Source organism: Candidatus Poribacteria bacterium (genome assembly GCA_028820845.1).
Taxonomy (GTDB): Bacteria; Poribacteria; WGA-4E; order WGA-4E; family WGA-3G; genus WGA-3G.
In genome coordinates this window covers 24,885-41,436 of record JAPPII010000024.1, presented here as the reverse complement: position 1 = coordinate 41,436, position 16,552 = coordinate 24,885, and the positions used below count along the sequence as shown (strand labels likewise).

At 49.2% G+C, this 16,552-nt stretch carries 15 protein-coding genes; 4 read left to right on the top strand and 11 right to left on the bottom strand.

All coding sequences use genetic code 11. From position 1 onward, the window contains the following. The 11 genes from OXN25_06250 to OXN25_06200 form a co-directional block, all read right to left on the bottom strand. The coding region (locus tag OXN25_06250; GenBank protein MDE0424449.1) for a hypothetical protein at nucleotides 1-254 on the bottom strand (254 nt) is incomplete at its 3' end. Nucleotides 255-435: 181 nt separating this feature from the next. Further along, nucleotides 436-1,563 (bottom strand): Fic family protein, encoded by a 1,128-nt coding sequence (locus tag OXN25_06245; GenBank protein ID MDE0424448.1) that lies wholly within the window; start codon nucleotides 1,561-1,563, stop codon nucleotides 436-438. 116 nt (nucleotides 1,564-1,679) lie between these two features. Beyond that, a complete protein-coding gene (locus OXN25_06240; GenBank protein ID MDE0424447.1) occupies nucleotides 1,680-2,666 on the bottom strand; it encodes an AAA family ATPase in 987 nt (328 codons plus the stop codon). Nucleotides 2,667-2,765: 99 nt separating this feature from the next. Beyond that, a complete protein-coding gene (locus OXN25_06235) occupies nucleotides 2,766-3,815 on the bottom strand; it encodes a Gfo/Idh/MocA family oxidoreductase (GenBank protein ID MDE0424446.1) in 1,050 nt (349 codons plus the stop codon). A gap of 41 nt (nucleotides 3,816-3,856) precedes the next feature. After that, nucleotides 3,857-4,087 carry a hypothetical protein gene (locus OXN25_06230; protein ID MDE0424445.1) on the bottom strand — a complete coding sequence of 77 codons (231 nt, stop codon included), beginning with the start codon at nucleotides 4,085-4,087 and terminating at the stop codon, nucleotides 3,857-3,859. A gap of 128 nt (nucleotides 4,088-4,215) precedes the next feature. Next, the gene (locus OXN25_06225; protein MDE0424444.1) at nucleotides 4,216-5,670 is read right to left on the bottom strand and encodes a sulfatase; all 1,455 of its coding nucleotides are present in this window, start codon (nucleotides 5,668-5,670) and stop codon (nucleotides 4,216-4,218) included. 18 nt (nucleotides 5,671-5,688) lie between these two features. Beyond that, entirely contained in the window at nucleotides 5,689-6,435 is a 747-nt protein-coding gene (locus tag OXN25_06220; protein ID MDE0424443.1) for a phytanoyl-CoA dioxygenase family protein, read from the bottom strand. A gap of 3 nt (nucleotides 6,436-6,438) precedes the next feature. Next, nucleotides 6,439-7,263 (bottom strand): phytanoyl-CoA dioxygenase family protein, encoded by an 825-nt coding sequence (locus tag OXN25_06215; GenBank protein MDE0424442.1) that lies wholly within the window; start codon nucleotides 7,261-7,263, stop codon nucleotides 6,439-6,441. A gap of 48 nt (nucleotides 7,264-7,311) precedes the next feature. Then, nucleotides 7,312-8,259 (bottom strand): Gfo/Idh/MocA family oxidoreductase, encoded by a 948-nt coding sequence (locus tag OXN25_06210; protein ID MDE0424441.1) that lies wholly within the window; start codon nucleotides 8,257-8,259, stop codon nucleotides 7,312-7,314. Nucleotides 8,260-8,276: 17 nt separating this feature from the next. Beyond that, nucleotides 8,277-9,065 (bottom strand): phytanoyl-CoA dioxygenase family protein, encoded by a 789-nt coding sequence (locus OXN25_06205; protein MDE0424440.1) that lies wholly within the window; start codon nucleotides 9,063-9,065, stop codon nucleotides 8,277-8,279. Between the two features lie 45 nt (nucleotides 9,066-9,110). Next, nucleotides 9,111-10,172, bottom strand: coding sequence for a Gfo/Idh/MocA family oxidoreductase (locus OXN25_06200; protein ID MDE0424439.1), 1,062 nt, complete (start codon nucleotides 10,170-10,172; stop codon nucleotides 9,111-9,113). Between the two features lie 201 nt (nucleotides 10,173-10,373). Here OXN25_06200 and OXN25_06195 point away from each other — a divergent pair, with 201 nt between their 5' ends. The 4 genes from OXN25_06195 to uvrC are packed head-to-tail and all read left to right on the top strand — an operon-like array spanning nucleotide 10,374 to nucleotide 16,531. Beyond that, on the top strand, nucleotides 10,374-13,085 hold the full coding sequence (locus OXN25_06195; GenBank protein ID MDE0424438.1) for an HD domain-containing protein: 2,712 nt from the start codon (nucleotides 10,374-10,376) through the stop codon (nucleotides 13,083-13,085). 20 nt (nucleotides 13,086-13,105) lie between these two features. Further along, nucleotides 13,106-13,861, top strand: coding sequence for an NAD-dependent epimerase/dehydratase family protein (locus OXN25_06190; GenBank protein MDE0424437.1), 756 nt, complete (start codon nucleotides 13,106-13,108; stop codon nucleotides 13,859-13,861). Between the two features lie 26 nt (nucleotides 13,862-13,887). Further along, nucleotides 13,888-14,586 (top strand): tRNA (guanosine(46)-N7)-methyltransferase TrmB, encoded by a 699-nt coding sequence (gene trmB, locus OXN25_06185; protein ID MDE0424436.1) that lies wholly within the window; start codon nucleotides 13,888-13,890, stop codon nucleotides 14,584-14,586. Nucleotides 14,587-14,617: 31 nt separating this feature from the next. After that, nucleotides 14,618-16,531: an excinuclease ABC subunit UvrC gene (gene uvrC, locus OXN25_06180; GenBank protein ID MDE0424435.1), complete on the top strand. Its 1,914-nt coding sequence runs from the start codon at nucleotides 14,618-14,620 to the stop codon at nucleotides 16,529-16,531. Nucleotides 16,532-16,552: the final 21 nt, after the last annotated feature.

The window sequence follows — 16,552 nt, the reverse complement described above, 5'->3', positions numbered from 1 at the left end:
GCTTCTTGCAATGTGTTGTGTTGCACTTGAAGCGCACTATGGGCTTCTTGCAATGTGTTGTGTTGCACTTGAAGCGCACTATGGGCTTCTTGCAATGCGTTGTGCTGCCCCTGAAGTGTATTGTAACGTTCCTCTGATTCTTCACTTCGCGCCTTATAGCGATCTACCTGCTTTTTCAGCCACCAGAGAGTGATCATACAGATGCCGAGCACACTGATGTCTATGAGGGCAACGGTAACAAAACTGAATTCCATTCTTTTTTGCCTTTGTGCTGTAGGTTTAAGATTTATCGTTGCGGTGTCAATACCTGACTATCTAAGTATAACATTTTTGCTGAAAGGTATCAAGCCTTTTTTGCGAAATTAGCAATGAGCAACTGATGGGTGAGGGAGCGAGCCTCGTCTGCGAGCGGTGAAGAATGCTAATGATTCGCTGCTAACTTCTAAAGAGATTCAGATATTCCTCTAAGACAAAGAGACGGTTACGGGAAAAGCCAGTGACTTCCTTTAGTATACCGAGGTCAGTCAAAGATTTTAGAAGTCTATTTGCAGTTGCAAAGTTCATGTCCAATCCTATTTCAACTAATTTTACGTTGACAATCGGCATAGAGTACATGAAACGAAGCAATTCTTGTGCATTTTTTGCCCGAGACCCCAAGGTTAATATTTTATCTTGATATTCCTGCCGCAGTTCCCTAATCGCTTTAAAGGTCGTGAGCCCGTGTTGAGCGGTGTCAACGATGCCGTTTAAGAAGAATGTAACCCATTGTTCGAGATCGTTTGATTTACGCACCATGGAGAGTGAGTCATAGTATGAATCTCTATGTTTCTCAAAAAATGTAGACATGTACAGGATAGGTTTTCTCAGTATCTTTGCATTAATGAGTTGCAAGATAATTAACAACCTTCCACTTCTACCGTTTCCATCAAGGAATGGATGGATGGTTTCAAACTGGTAATGGGTAATTGCAATTTTAATCAGTTCTGGAATCTGTAGTGATTCGTTATGCCAAAATTTTTCAAGATCGCTTAAAAGATCTGGAACTTCTTCTGCGGAAGGAGGCACGAAAAATGCATCAGAAGGCGATGAGCCGCCAATCCAGTTTTGACTTTTACGAATTTCTCCAGGAGCTCTGTGTTGCCCGCGAACACCGGAGAGCAATATCTTGTGTGCATCTTTTAAGAGTCGTATACAAAGTGGAAGTTCGGACAGTTTGGCTATTGCGAAGTTCAGGGCTTTGACATAATTTTGAACTTCCTCCCAATCATCTCGCCTTTCTGGACTAATCTCTCCTTGTGGTAAAATGGCTTCATCAAGTTCAGTTTTTGTGCCTTCAATTCGATTAGAATCTGTTGCTTCTTTCAGAACGTTCATTTTGATGAAAAAATCGACATCTGGTATGAAATTGGCATAAGCGTTTAGTTCTCCCAAAAGCCTGCCCGCTCGTTCCAGAAGGATGTTTATCTGTGGATTTTCCCAAGCAAAGTGACGGTTTACGATGGACGGCGTAAAACTTTTATATTCTCGCTGTTGTCTGTATGTTCCTGCTATGAAGTCGTTCATATTCTCGTTTTCACCTGTTTTTGATAATACAGAGTTATATATTATCATTTTTCGGTGTTTTTGACAATATAAAATTCTGTATTATCATTTTTTGGTATTTTTTGATAATAGTGAAATTATGGCATTGGCGTTATGGTGTTACGAACTTCATTAACAATAACGTCCGGTTCAATACCTTCGCCTTGACCTTCGAAGTTGAGGAGGATGCGGTGACGAAGGGCAGGGAGCAACACAGTATCAATATCCGTAAAAGCGACGTTGTAGCGTTCATCGAGGAGAGCCTTGATTTTAGCTGTGAGTGCTATCGCTTGCACACTCCGAATCCCGGCACCGAGGTGAACGTAATTTTTCACAATCTCCGGGGCATCCTCGGAATCGGGATGTGTGGCGCGGACAAGCCGGATGATGTAGCGTTCAACATGCTCAGCGATGATGACTTGCGGGACGAGTCGGCGCATCTCGTTGAGGGTTCCCGCATCCGTCACTTTATCTATTGTGATGTCAGTGCCGGATGTCGTGCGGCGGAGAATTTCCACGATCTCGTCTTCACTTGGGAAGTCGATAAGAAGTTTGAATAAAAATCGATCGAGTTGCGCCTCTGGGAGCGGATAGGTGCCTTCCATCTCCAATGGGTTTTGCGTGGCGAGGACGCAGAAGGGTTCTTCTAACGTGTGGCTGGTGCGTCCGACGGTGACAGTGCGTTCTTGCATCGCCTCAAGGAGTGCGGATTGTGTGCGAGGTGTGGCACGGTTGATTTCATCGGCGAGAATGAGTTGCGAGAAAATGGGTCCCTCTTGGAACTCAAACTGTCTTCTACCGTGTTCGTCTTCAACGAGGAGTGTGGTGCCTGTGATGTCCGATGGCATCATATCCGGTGTGAATTGGATACGCTTGAAGGAGAGATTGAGTGCTTCGCTGAGGGTATAGATGAGTTGGGTTTTGCCTAACCCTGGGATGCCTTCAAGGAGTGCGTGTCCGTTGGCGAGTAGACAGAAGAGGACCCCTTCAATAATCGCGTCTTGACCGACAATGCGCTTTTGGACTTCGGCTTTGACATTGTAAAAAGTTTCTCGGAATTGCTGGATTTGGGTCTCTAAGTTCATATTCTCTCAGACTCGGTAGGTGCGGTTTCTAACCGCACCGGACATTACCGAGTTTATTTTTAACTTCATGAAAGCGCGCCAACTGAGGTGTGAGAAATCTTACCAATTGTCTCGCGTGACATAGAGGGAACGGTTTTCCATTGGAAGTGAGATGTGCTTACCGCCCAGTCGATGCGATTCAATCATGCCCATGAGTGTTTCTTGACTGCGCCGCGCAAGGTGGACGGGTCCCTTGGTTTCACGGTCTTCGTCGAGTGCTTCGGCGATGTCGGTAATGCCCATAACAGTACCAGTGGCACGAGAGGTTTCCGGGAACGGTACTTCTTCAAAAAAGCTCCCGTCCTTTTTTCGGAATTGGATTTCTCGGCTGTTGTTCTGAATGCGGATTTTACCCTCCGTGCCGCAGACCTCGTATTCGGGTCCCGTACCTGCGGTGTTGTAGCCGTGGACACCGTTGGCGTAATGGATGTAACCACAGGCGATACCCGGATCAACATTGAGGCGGTTACCATCCCAATCCGAATCTTCGCAGATAATCGCACCTTGCACAAAGTCCACCTCTGGATCACCCGCGAGGAAGAGGAGCATATCGGCGGCATGGGTCAAACCCCAGAGTGCGGAACCCGCGCCGTATTGTGCGATGGAGCATAGGACCCGACCGATTTCGCCTGCATCGACGAGTTCGCGCACTTTGCGATAGATCGGCATGTAGCGACGTTGGGTCCCGTAGTTGAACTTGACACCGTGCTTTTGAACGATGTCTACCATAATGTCTGCCTCTTCCATCGAACAACAGAGCGGTTTTTCGCAGTAGATACCCTTGACACCGTTTTCGGCAGCGAAGACAGTCATATCGGCATGTGGACCCGGCCGCGTGGCGATACAGACGATGTCGGGTTTCTCTTTTTCGATCATCTCTTGGTAGTCTGTATAGGCGCGTTCGGCTCCGTAGCGTTGCCTGATGGCTTCCGCTTTCTCGGCGAAGACATCGGAGACAGCAACGAGGTCTGTTCGTTCACAGGCGACAGCGGCTGCTGCATGAGAGAAGGGTTGCCATATAAAGGCATCAGCTCTGCCTGCAACTTCGTCGTCAATCGTCGCGCCCATCCGTCCGCATCCGATGAGACAGGCTTTATATGTACGTGGCATGATTTTCTCCTTTGTGAGAGGGACGTTTGGTGAGTTGAGCTTCAAACATCCTGTTTAAAATCGGCCCAACTTTTAAGTCTACCGGCTTTCACATCGGCTTCGGCTTGTTCAAGGCTTTTGACAGTTTCAGGATCACTTGCCAATTCATAAGTTGCTTCCCATGCTTCCTTGTCATAAAGGTAGGTCATATAATCTATAGCGGCTTTGAGTTTTTTATTTGGGAGTCTCTCGATTAACATCATAGCTTGCTTTTGCAGTTTTGCATTCTTCATCACAGAACTCCTTAAAAAAGGGTAATTTGCCTTGGATTTTATTAATATGGTATCAGAAGTCTGAAGCGTTGTCAAGTTTTGAGGTGCGGTTAGAAACCGCACCTACCGTGGTTGGGTGAAGTAAAAAATCACTCACCCGTATAGAGTTTCCCAAAGTAAGGTCGGTATCCTGCGGGACCGGGATAGCCGTTCCAATAAGTCGCATCCGTCGGGAATGCAGCTTCACCGCCGCTGCGGAGCCATGCCATCAATGCCGGATCCGTACCCCGCCGTTCGATTTCATCAATCGCTGCAGCATAAAGTTTCACAACAACGTCTGGATGCTCATTGGAAACGTCCTCTAATCCGCCGAGTCGGACGAGTTTTGAGTTTTCAGGTGTCGTCCCGACCTCTAAGCTCCACTCACGGGTGAAGATAGTAAAGAGATTGATGTTTGGATTTTCTGCGGCGTTCTGCCACCGCTCAATGCTTCCGCCTGAGAGCGCGAGTTCTCTATCACCAGATTCTCCGGCGCGCGCAGGCGTTACGATGTCGTGTCCTTCGATACCGTCAGGACGTACCTCACCCAAGATATTAAGGATTGTCGGGAAGAAATCTTGGGGTTGCACAATGACGTTGCTTCTACCCGTGTCGCCTTCGGGGAGTCGGATAAAGAGTGGCACATGTGCTTCCTGCTGACGAACGGGTTGTCCTTTGCCGAACCTACCGCGTTCACCGACGTTTGTGCCGTGGTCAGCGGTAAAGATGACAGCAGTGTTCTTGTCAAGCCCTGTGGATTCGAGTGCGTCAAGGAATTGTCCGAAGCAGTGGTCCATCCATGTCGTTTTCGCGGCGTATTGCGCTTTGATGTGTTGTTTCGCCTCATCTGAGAGTTGTGCGTTACCGCGCGCACCGAGACTGCGCGGATCCACACGACCGTCGTAACCCGGACGGGTATCGTATTTTTTCATGAATTCAAGTGGTGCGTCCCAAGGTTCATGCGGATCAAAGCAATCTACCCAGAGGAAGAAGTTGTCTCGGTTGACGTTATCTTTTAGGAATTGCGCGGCGGTGTTGAAAAGCCTTGCGCAGTTCCAGTCTTCCGGTTTTTTACGATTTCGATTGGCGCGTGCGTAGCTGCGGAGCATGCCAGATTCGGCGGCTTTGTCGTCGATGCAATCAAAGAGTGGTTGGCGTGTCCAGTTGTCGGGCCATACTACGGTATCGGTAATCCAGTCTCTATCGACTTCTGCGCCGCGAACGAAGGTCCAGGCGTGGAAAGGCCAATCGAAATTATGTCCACCGTTGACGAGATGTGGTGTATCGTGAATGAGTTGGGTAGCATAGCCATTCTCTGCGAGCGTCCACGGTAGCGTTTGACGTTCGTGCCGAAGCGGTTTCCACGGATGGATAGGCGCGCCGTATTGTCCGGTGATGACATCCGTCCGATATGGGATTGTCGGAAAACTGGCACAGAAAGCGTAATCGAATGCCAAGGCTTTAGAGGCGAACCGATCAATGTTGGGTGTTTCTATCCAGTCGTTCCCGTTCGCGCCGATGTAGTCGTAGCGAAGTGTATCAATAACGATATAAACGAGATTCATTTGATTTTTCCTTTGGCGTTACCATTTTGGGATTGCGCCGAGCAGAAGTTTCTGTTGTGATGTCCCTTCTTCTCGGAGTTTTGTGACGCGGGGACCGTCAAACGGTTCACGAGATTTCATCCATGCATTTTGGTAGCACATGAGACAGACCCGTCGGCGTTGTGAGGAGGTATTGGCAGCCCCTCGATGCCATGTCCAACCGTCGAACATGACCGCTTGCCCTGGCGATACGAGTACCCGTTTCTCGTCTGGCAGTTCGACGGGACTCGGCGGCGGACGGAACGGTGCCCTATGGCTACCGGGTTGGATGACGGTCGGACCGGTATCGTCGGTAATTTCGTCGAGATAGTATCCGCAGTTAATCTGTGCGGGGAGACTGCCGTAAGGTGTTCCGTTGGGTGCTACGGGCCAGGGACCGTCGCGATGCCAGTTCTGGTCAGGCGTTCCGGGTTCGGTGATTCGTGCTGTCGCGCTGTGCAGTTGGACGCAGGTACCGAGTATGGCTTCCATCCGCTTTAGAACAGGTGGATTGTCGAGTAAGAACGCGAACCTGTCGTCTTCCTCAAGCAGCTCACCGATGAATTGACTTTTATCGTTGCGCTCGTAACTTTCATCGAGTGCCTCGCGCAGCGACGCAATCTGATCGGGTGTTGCAGCGTTATCAATGATGAGATACCCCCAATTCAGGAAGAAGTTGACCTCTTGTTGCAGCTGGTGATCTAATTCGACATTGAGGGTTGGCGGTACGACGCTGGGATTCGCCATCGGTTATACCTCCTGTATTGCTTCTCGGTCAGCAGTTGCCCATTCTTCCCATCGCTCTTCATCGGCGTGGAGGAAACCGGAGTTGCATCGCGGTTGAAGGTGTTCATCCACACCGAGGAGTCGCATGTGTTGATGATTGTTGGCGGCTTTTGCTGCTTCAATCAGTCTTTGTGTATGTGGACCTGTGTGATGGTCGGTGTGTTTCAGCCATGTCAGATTGTAATAGATGCTGAAGAAATAGCGTAACTTCCCGGAGGTGTTTGGTGTACCCGAGTGAATCAGCCCGTTGTGTGTAATGACGACATCACCGGCTTTCATGTGGATAAGCGTTTCATCGGGATGCGGTTTTGCGCGTTCCGTATCTGCCATCGTAATCGGCTTGCGGTGTGAACCGACGATGACGCGAAGGGGACCGAATTCGTCTGTCAAGTCTTGCAGATAGGAGATGGCGTTGATAGCGTTCGGACGGTGATATGCGTCGGTATACGGCACATGCGCCCACCGGTCGCGGTGCCAACCAGAGGCTCTGCCTTCCGCTTTTTCCTTTTCAATTGACGGAAACGCCGCGAGCGTGAGATTGTCTAATTGCACGAAAGGTCCCATCACCTTTTCGACAAACGCAAGGATTGTGGGATGTGAGACAGCGTGCCACATAAGGTCAGGTGCGAGTTCGAGGGTGTTCCCGAACCATGTTTGCCCGTTGTTGGCTGTGGAGAGTTCGGCATGCTTTTCTCGCCAACTTTGCATCTGTGGTTCGTCAAACACCTTCTCAAAGACTGTGAATCCGTCTTTTTTATACGCTTCAAAGCGTTCGTCAAGCGTTGGCATTGGAGTGTTCCTGTTAATTGTTACGGCACACGGCGTGTGCCTACTACTTTAGCGGAGTCCACTTAGGATTGCTTCGCAGAGTTCCATGGTTTTGACAGCCTCATCAAGGTTCGCAGCAGGAAATGAGACAGGTGTATCGGATTTGACGCAATCGAGGAAATACCTGTTTTGTTCAGTCGTGCCGCCGGTGCCTGCATTCGTAATTTTGTGTTGAGCACCGTCGCAGAAAACGGTACCCTGAGAGACCCCTTCAAGATAGGCGGAGATGTCTCTGCCATGAATCTCATAACGTTCAAGGCGAGCATTCGTGGTATAGTTAGCGATGTGTTGGGCAACGCACCCGTTGTCAAAAAGGATAAGCGCGGCGTGAACATCTTTGTAATCAGAGATTGTTCGTCTGACAACGCTATGGACTTCTTGAACTTCGGCTTCGGCGATAGCGCGGATTGCATCGAGGGCGTGGATAGGGGTCTCCAGAAACATATTGTCCATTAGGTGTTCAGGGAATCTACCGCCTCGTGCCAATTGCGTGATGCTCTTATGGAATTCCCCAACGATTTGTGTTACGGGTCCGCGTGCGGTGACTTGCCGTTTCGCTTCAACAATAATCGGATGAAAGCGACGGTTCCAGCCGACCATTCCTTTTGCCCCTGTCCGTTCCGCTGCCTCGCGCAATCCGACCGTTTCTGCAACGCTCATACCCGGCGGTTTTTCTAAGAGCGTGTGGACACCGCGTTCAAAACACGGGAGTGCCGCTTCGCCGTTGAGGTGTGCAGGGGTGGCAACGAAGATAGCGTCTAAGGTCTCGCCGTCCAATAATGCCTCGATGCTCTCATAACGTGCTGAGATGTTGAACATATCTCCAGCATTGTTCCGTGCTGCTTCAATCGGATCACAGACAGCGACAATATCTGTGTCGTCGAATTCTGAGAGGATTTTTATATGACCGCGGCCTCTGCTGCCGCAACCGATGACAGCCACTCGTAGTTTTGACATGGTTTGCTCCTTTCTGATTAGCGTCGGAGATGGGGTGCCTCCATGACCTCGCGCTGTTCCGGGGACATATCCTCAATATAATTTGGATATGAAATTTGGTGCGCGCCTGCGCTGTAAGCTTGGAATCCGGGGCTGAATTTGTAGAGAAGTGCCCGTCGCTGATGGCTCCCCTTCCATGGGAGTGTGCCGTGCGTCAGTGTTTCGGTGAAAATCACAGCGTCACCTGCCTTGACGTTGACTTCGACGACGTGTTTTTGGTATTGTTCGTACCGTTTCATACTGCTTGGACAAGGAAGGTTTGCCTTATGACTTCCGGGTATGATGGCTAAACCACCATCACCGGGACCTTCGTCAGCGAGCATATATTCCACGACAGTCAAACCCGTGTATATCCGTCCGTATTTGAAAAAATAGGCTTCAGAGAAGTTAGGACGTTCAATCCCACCCCCGTGCAGTGTGCCACCCTCTGTGCCTTTTTCCATCGCTATTAATCCGGGACCGTGGTCGAGTCGATATTGTGTGCCTAAAACCTCTGCAAGGTGGGGTTTAATCTTCGGATGCACGAGCAGGTTGCGGAAAGGTTCACACCAAGGTTTTTCCCATGCGAGCATGCCACCCATATCCATACGGTGTGCTGTGCCAACGAGTGCCGGCGACCCACCCGCTAATGAACTGTCGCGTTCTCTCAGTGCCTCAATATGATGGTCAATGGCGGCGTTACATTCTGAGACTTCTTCGGTTGTTAAGGCATTTTCGATAATGAGGTATCCGGTCAAATCGAATAGATATTTCTGATCTTCGTTCATTGCTGGTTCCCCTTCTGTTACGGCACACGGCGTGTGCCTACTACTTTAGCCTGTTGCTTCTTCAATACTTTGCGGTCTACCTGTTACGTCACCACCGAGCCATCGGTAGGGACGCGGGTAGAGTGCTAAAGATCTGTCTTCCAGTGGGAGTTTGATGGGAACGCTGTTTCGGGTCGCCGAGAGTTTTGCAGCGATTGCGACCTCCAGTGCCTGCCGGAGATCCGCACCGGTAATCCATGGACAGCCATCGCCATCGACAGCCGCCAAAAAAGATCGGATTGAGCCGGTAAGATAGCTAAATTCGCTCCACGGATACGGACTATAGTTGGGGGCAAATCGGATACGGTTGCCGTGCGAGTCATAGCCTTTGAAAATCTCAGGAGGGTTCCAATCCCATCGGACGAGGCATTCATCTGTCCAGACATCTACACCCCGGCACGGTGTCGGTGTTCCAAAGACATTACATTCGAGTCCGTTAGTCAACTGAAAGCGTCCGTTGATGATTAAGCCTTCATCGGTTTCTGCTTCTAAAGCCTCTGAAGGTGTTCCCCACGCAATCACTTCTTCAACTTCGGTGTTGGTGAACAACCGCAGTACGGAGATATGTTGACATCCGCCGCCGGAGATTTCGCCGCCAAATCCGTGAACGCTCGCGCCGCTAATGTCCCCAAATTCGCCACTGTGTAACCGAGATGCTGCTTCCTGAACTTCGTTCATTGCGCGTTGTAGGTTCCCGCCAGCGAATACCACGCCTCGTTCACTACACGCTTCGACCATCGCATCTGCATCTTTAAGACGCGCGGCAATTGGTTTTTCCGTGGAGATACCTTTAACACCGGCTTCAGCACAGGCGATGACGGTGTCTTTCATGTATTTCGTGGGTGTGACAACAACAGCGATGTCTGGGACGTCGTTTGCCAATAGGGTTTCTACATCTGGGTAGAGTGCGGCAACATTGAAGCGCGTGCCAAGGACCTCTCGCCGCTGTGTATTGGCATCGGCGATTGCGACAATCTCTGTGTCGGGATAGGTGGTGTATGCCGCTGCGTAGTTTTGACCCATCCGTCCACAGCCGATGATGGCTACCCGATATTTGGTATCGCTCATTTTCAAGTCCCCTGATTTTGCATGTTAACAACGTTACAAAAGTGTGTCAAGGAAAAAGAGCATATTTCAGTCTAAAAACGTGTTTATTTTTTTTTGTTTTTCGTGTATAATGAATTTAGAGATAAAGATGCTAAGTCATTTTAGTGTTGATGGAAACGACACGATAATTAGGTTGCTTTGATACACTCGGGGTAAGGGAAAATGGCTACAAAAATCGAAAAAAGACTCAATGGTTATGTCCCGAACCTGAATGTGCCTTTTGAGGATTTTCAGCAGCAATTAGCTGCTTTCATTCAATCCGAACGCGAGCAACTGAAAGCCCGTATCTTGGCGGGTGAAACTGGGTTCACGGCGTGTAAAGCCCACACGGAGATGTGGGATACAGTTATTCAGAAGGTTTACGAGGTAGCCTCCTTTCAGATTCGGGATGAATACCAGAAGCAGATTGAAGTGCTAAAGATGCTTCCCGATGTTGATACGGATGACTTAGAGGCAGGATTAGAGGAGTGGTTGCCGGATGTCGCACTCTATGGTGTTGGCAGTTACGGTAGGAATGAGCTCTGCTATTTTTCGGATGTTGATGTTGTATACACCTCTTCTGTGGACTTAGAGGATATTTACGATGAGAGTACACTTGAACTGATCCGATGGTTCTACGACTTTTTTGACAGTCTCCATTCGGTGATTCCGGGGTTTGAATTCAGTTTTATTTATCGTCCGCTCGCAGATATAGCGAAGTGGAATTATCAGGATATGACTGCCTTGATTGATATGCGGTTTATTGCTGGCAATGCGGAACTGACAGAACAATTCCGGAGAGCCGTCCGTTCTGAGAAGTCGGATATTTCCCTCGTGCTGGATTTACTAAAATCAAAAGCGGATGCGTTCAAGGCATCTGAGGACACAATCTATCTGAACCAACCGAATGTGAAGACCGGACGCGGGGGATTACGCACGCTTCAATACGCGCTCTGGATATGTGGGCTCCCAGACTTTACAGCGATTCTGGATCTCTACGAACGATACGCTGACGAGCAGCTCATGCCTTCCCTTGATTTCATGTTTAAAGTCCGAAATCTTCTGCATGTTCTCGCCGATGCACCACACGATGATCTCTCCTATCACCCTGAAAGAGGAGACGCGCTTCAGACGGAAGTCGCTCGGGTCCTCGGATTTACAGACGAAACCGACGAGGGACGTTATGCGTTTATGGCGGCGTATTATGCTAAAGCAAAATATCTCCATTTCAAGGCGGAACTTCTCATCCGGAAAATGTTAGCAAACGGGATTCCAATCTCGGATGTCTTGGCTGTCAGAACGGACATGTTGTATTGCATGGACAATAACTTCGGTGAGCTGGATACGAACGAACTCTTTCAGTTGTTCACCTACTTCCAACAGTACGACTTTGAGATTGATGCGTCTCTTTCTACATTTATTTCTCGGTATGTTCATGCGTTTGATTGGCGTTCTTTCCAGAAGCGGATGGTGGAATTGATAAACACACCCGGAGATGTTGAGAAAACTTTGACCCGTCTACACCGACTTAATATTCTGTCGCGTCTGGGTGAAGGGGGGGCACTCTTTGAAAAGGCGATGATGACCCGGAGCGAACGGAGTCTGGATCCATATACTGTCGGGAAGCATACACTCGTTGCGATTGGTCATCTTGATGAAATTCGGGCAACAGAGCCGAGTAGCCCGTTTGGTGGTGCCCGATTTAGCTCGCCGATGTCGCCATCGCCGGCTTCTGAATTGGAGGATCTTAATGCAGCGTTTCGTTCCCTTTCGGATCCAACGCCTCTCTATATGGCACTTTTCCTGCACGATATAGATAAACCCGATCCGACGCATCCAGCGACAGGCGCAGAGAAAGCGAAACGTATTGCCCCGGAATTCGGCTTCAACGCACAGCAGACAGATGACATTTGCTTCCTCATCCGAGAACACTTGGAGATGATAGATTTGGCGCGTTATCATCATTGGGATGAAAGGACGATTTCCGAATTTTGTAAGAAGGTGAACTCTCTGGAACGTTTAACGGCACTCTATCTACTGACGTATTGCGATTCCAAAGCCAACGGTTCACAGAACTTCAGTCATGTCGTTAAACATAACCTGAAGAGTTTGTACGAAGCCGCGCGGACCCGCTTTGTTGGACAGGAAGAAACACAGTGGGGTGCCTTCGCACCTGTTGAAGAATTCCAGCAATTTTTGCACCACATGCCGGTTTCCTATCGTATTAGTGTCTCTCCTGAAGAGATAGCGATGCATATAAAAATGACGGCGCAAATTGAGAGCGCAACGCTGAAAGCAGAAGACACGCCGAGTACGGGAGTTGTTCAATTTGTTGACCGACCTGGATTTACGGAGCTCCACCTATGTAGTCCGAGTCGTATCGGGAAATTGCACACAGTGAGCGGACTTTTCTTCGCCAACGGCATAGATGTCCGAGACGCGCGCGTCTACACCAAGCAAGATATCAACGTTGAATTGGAAATCTATCGGCTCGTGCATCAACCGCCGCATCATAGTGGGGAGCCGATGCCGCTTGATGAGGAACTCAAACGCGATCTGGATTTTGACATACGCAGTCTGCTGGCACAGGAAGTGACGCTTGAGGAGGTTTTTGATAGACACTACGTGAATATGAGTGAAACATGGCTGGTTGATGAAGTTAGTGTTGAGACGACGCGGAGTTATACGGAGATTGTTGTCGTTGGTGAAGAAAAGGTTGGATTTTTGCATTACTTCAGCGGTATTCTTACCAAACTCGGTCTAAATGTTCAGATGTGTAAGTGCTCAGGTTTAGGTGGACAGGCAATCGATCGGTTCTATGTGCAACAAGTGATTGATCCAAAAGCGGTGCACGCCGATATTATGGCTGCATTAGACGCTGAGAACGGAAAATAATTTTGGTTGAGGAGAGAGGTATGAAACAACGCGTCCTTATTACAGGTGCGGCTGGTCAAGTCGGTACGGCACTCTGGCAGGCATGGGAAAAACAGGACACCTACACACTAACGTTGATGGATATTAATCCCATTGCGCAGGCGGAGTCGCGCGTGGTGATAGCAGATATTCGCGACTATGCTGCGATGAGAGAATTATGTCAGAATCAAGATGTCTTGGTACATCTGGCTTACATCCGTCAGGACTCGCTTGGAAAGAATCCGGGTGAAGTGAGCGACATCGGGGCATCTATGACCCTGTTTGAGGCGGCACGCGAGCAAGGTGTCCAAAAGATTGTTTATGCGAGTACGAATCACGTTTCAGGATGGAATGAGCGGTTGAGTTCGCCACCCCGGTTCTCTACCGGTGATCAATTTCGTCCTGATAGTTGGTACGGTGCGATGAAGGGGATGGCAGAGATTGCAGGACGTTATCTCGTTGATGCACACGATATGCGGTTCATCAGCATCCGAATCGGGACTTTCAGCGGCACATATCAGCCGAGTGGAATCCGCCACTGTAGCACACTGCTAACACCGCGAGACTGTGTACAACTTTTTGGATTGGCTGTGGATTACGACGGACCTGTTAAATACTTGATTACTTATGGACGTTCGGCGAATTCCGATGGGTATCAGCAGAGCTTCCTTGATATAAGCGGTGCGGTCGAAGTTCTGGGATATCAACCGGAGGATAATTTGGTTAAAACCCATCTTCACAAATTTCTGTCGGAATAGTCATCGGCTTGTCCCTTGGGTGCCTTATGCGTGAAAATCCTGACTACAACGACATCTACTATCAGAATATGACTGCCCACTCCCAGATAATTGACATTGTAACCGAACGTATTATCCCACTCAGCGAGGTAGCCGCGCCTATTGATTGGGAGGTGCTCTTCGGGAATTCACATCCGGTCGAAATAGAAATCGGATTCGGTAAAGGACGTTTCCTACTTGAAGCGTCGAAACGACATCCGAAAGTTAACTATATCGGGGTGGAACGTGCACAGAAGTACGTCGGATTGACGCGGGAACGGTTTGAAAAGCACATGCGGCATTTCGAGGTGGATAAAGCGTCTGGGACATTCTCAAATGTGCGTCTCGCGTGGACAGATGCAAACTACTTTGTGACCCGATATGTACCAGCGGCATCTGTACAGGCGTATCATATCTATTTTCCCGATCCGTGGCCCAAAAAACGGCAGCGAAAACGCCGAATCTTTCGGAATCAGGAATTTTTGTCTGCATTGACATCTACGCTCAAATCGGATGGTGGTAGACTTTATATCGCGACGGATTATGAAACGTATTTCTGGGAGATTCAAGAACGGCTTTCACAGGTGAATGCTTTACGTCCTGTTGCGGAGAATCTCGGTCCAGATCGCGATATTGCGACGAATTTTGAGATGAAGTATACCTTGGAGGGTAGGGAAATCTATCGGACGGTATATGAGAAATCCTAATTTATCACTAACGCCTTGAGAACTTAAAAAAATGAAATCAGAGCAACTCAGTAATACCACACCTGAATTGTGGCACTCTCTTCCAAATGTGCCGGGGGTTTACCTAATGAAAGCCTCGGACGGCACTGTTATTTATGTTGGAAAGGCTGTCCGTTTGCGAAGTCGAGTACGTTCCTATTTTTCGGTGCAGCTTGCAAACCGAAAACTTGCAGACAAAAGTGGTGAGAAATCCGTGCACGCTCTGACCTCGCAGATGATACGATATGTCACGGAGATCGATTACATCGTCACGGAGACCGAGGTTGAAGCACTAATTTTAGAGAATAATCTCATTAAGGCGCATCAGCCTCGCTATAACGTAAAGCTTAAAGACGATAAACGCTATCCATATCTACGCGTGACCGTCAATGAACCCTTTCCACGTATCCATATTACGCGTAGAGCCGAGAACGACGGTGCGCGGTATTTCGGACCCTATGTTCATGTGCGTTCCACACGCCATATCCTCAAGCAGTTGACGAAACTATTTCCTATCCGTACCTGTACCCTGCCACTCAAAGAAAAAGGCAATAAATATCGGGCCTGTTTGGATTATCACATCGGACGCTGTCCGGGTCCGTGTGCCGATAAAATGGATGTTCGAGATTACGCCGAGATTGTTCGCAAGGTGTGTCAGTTCTTGGGTGGGAATACAGACGCTGTTGTTAAAGAGTTGACAGTGCAGATGGAAGCGGCTGCGGAGGCACTCGATTTTGAAACGGCGGCGAAATATCGGGATACGCTGAAAGACGTTCAACAAGCGATTACCACGCAGAGTTTAGATAGTGTTTCTGCTGCAGATGAGGATGTTATCGGGATTGCCGCTCGGACTGATATCGCCTGCGTGCAACTTCTGCGGGTACGGGATGGTAAACTTCTTGAACGTGAGCACTACTATCTCAACGATGCCGATCCGAAATCTCTCGCGACGGCGTTGAGTGCTTTTATTTCGCAGTATTATCAGAACGCTGTTTTTGTGCCAAAGACGATTGTTTTACCAATGCCGATTGAAGGTGCGGAGCTGATTGAAGCTTGGCTGAGCGAAAAACGGGGGAACCGCGTCGCGTTGCACGTGCCGAGAGCGGGTCGGCTCAGGAAGTTGCAGGCTTTGGCATCGAAGAACGCCGAGATTCTGCTGACACAGCGTGAGCAGAATGTGGTTTATGGCAGTGGGGTTGATCCTGCGCTCGTTGAACTACAGGAACTGCTTGGGTTATCGCATCCCGTCAGACGGATTGAGGCGTATGATATTTCAAATCTTGGTGATAGGTTCGCCGTCGGCTCGATGGTGGTTTTGGAAGATGGAAAACCGGCTTCGGGGGAGTACCGCCGGTTTAAGATTCGTACAGTTAAGGGTCAGAACGATTTCGCGATGATGCAAGAGGTGATCACCCGCCGTTTCCGCCGTGCCCTCGCAGATGATGAGAAATTTAATAAGCTGCCCGACCTAATGTTGATTGATGGGGGCAAAGGACAACTCAGCGCAGCGCAGAAGGCTATGAACTTTTGCCGCAGCTTGCGAGGCAAAACTTGCTATTCAAAAGATGCTGCGTCCAGTCTTCCTGATATTCCGATGATTGCGCTTGCGAAACGGATTGAAGAAATTTTCGTTCCCGGTAAGTCAGAGTCAATTGTCTTGCGGAAAGATAACCCGACCCTACATACAATTCAGCGGTTACGAGACGAAGCGCACCGATTTGCGGTGACCTATCATCGACGGCTCCGGCAGAAGTCGCTAAGCGTCTCGGTACTTGACGAAATTCCGAACCTCGGTCCGAAACGGAAACAGGCACTGCTGCAGCATTTTGGTTCGATTGAGGCGATTCGGGAGGCGAGTTTGGACGGCCTGCTCTCTGTGAAAGGAATACCCCGCAGTGTCGCAGAGAATATTCGGAAGCATCTCTGATTTGCAATGTTAAAGTGCCGC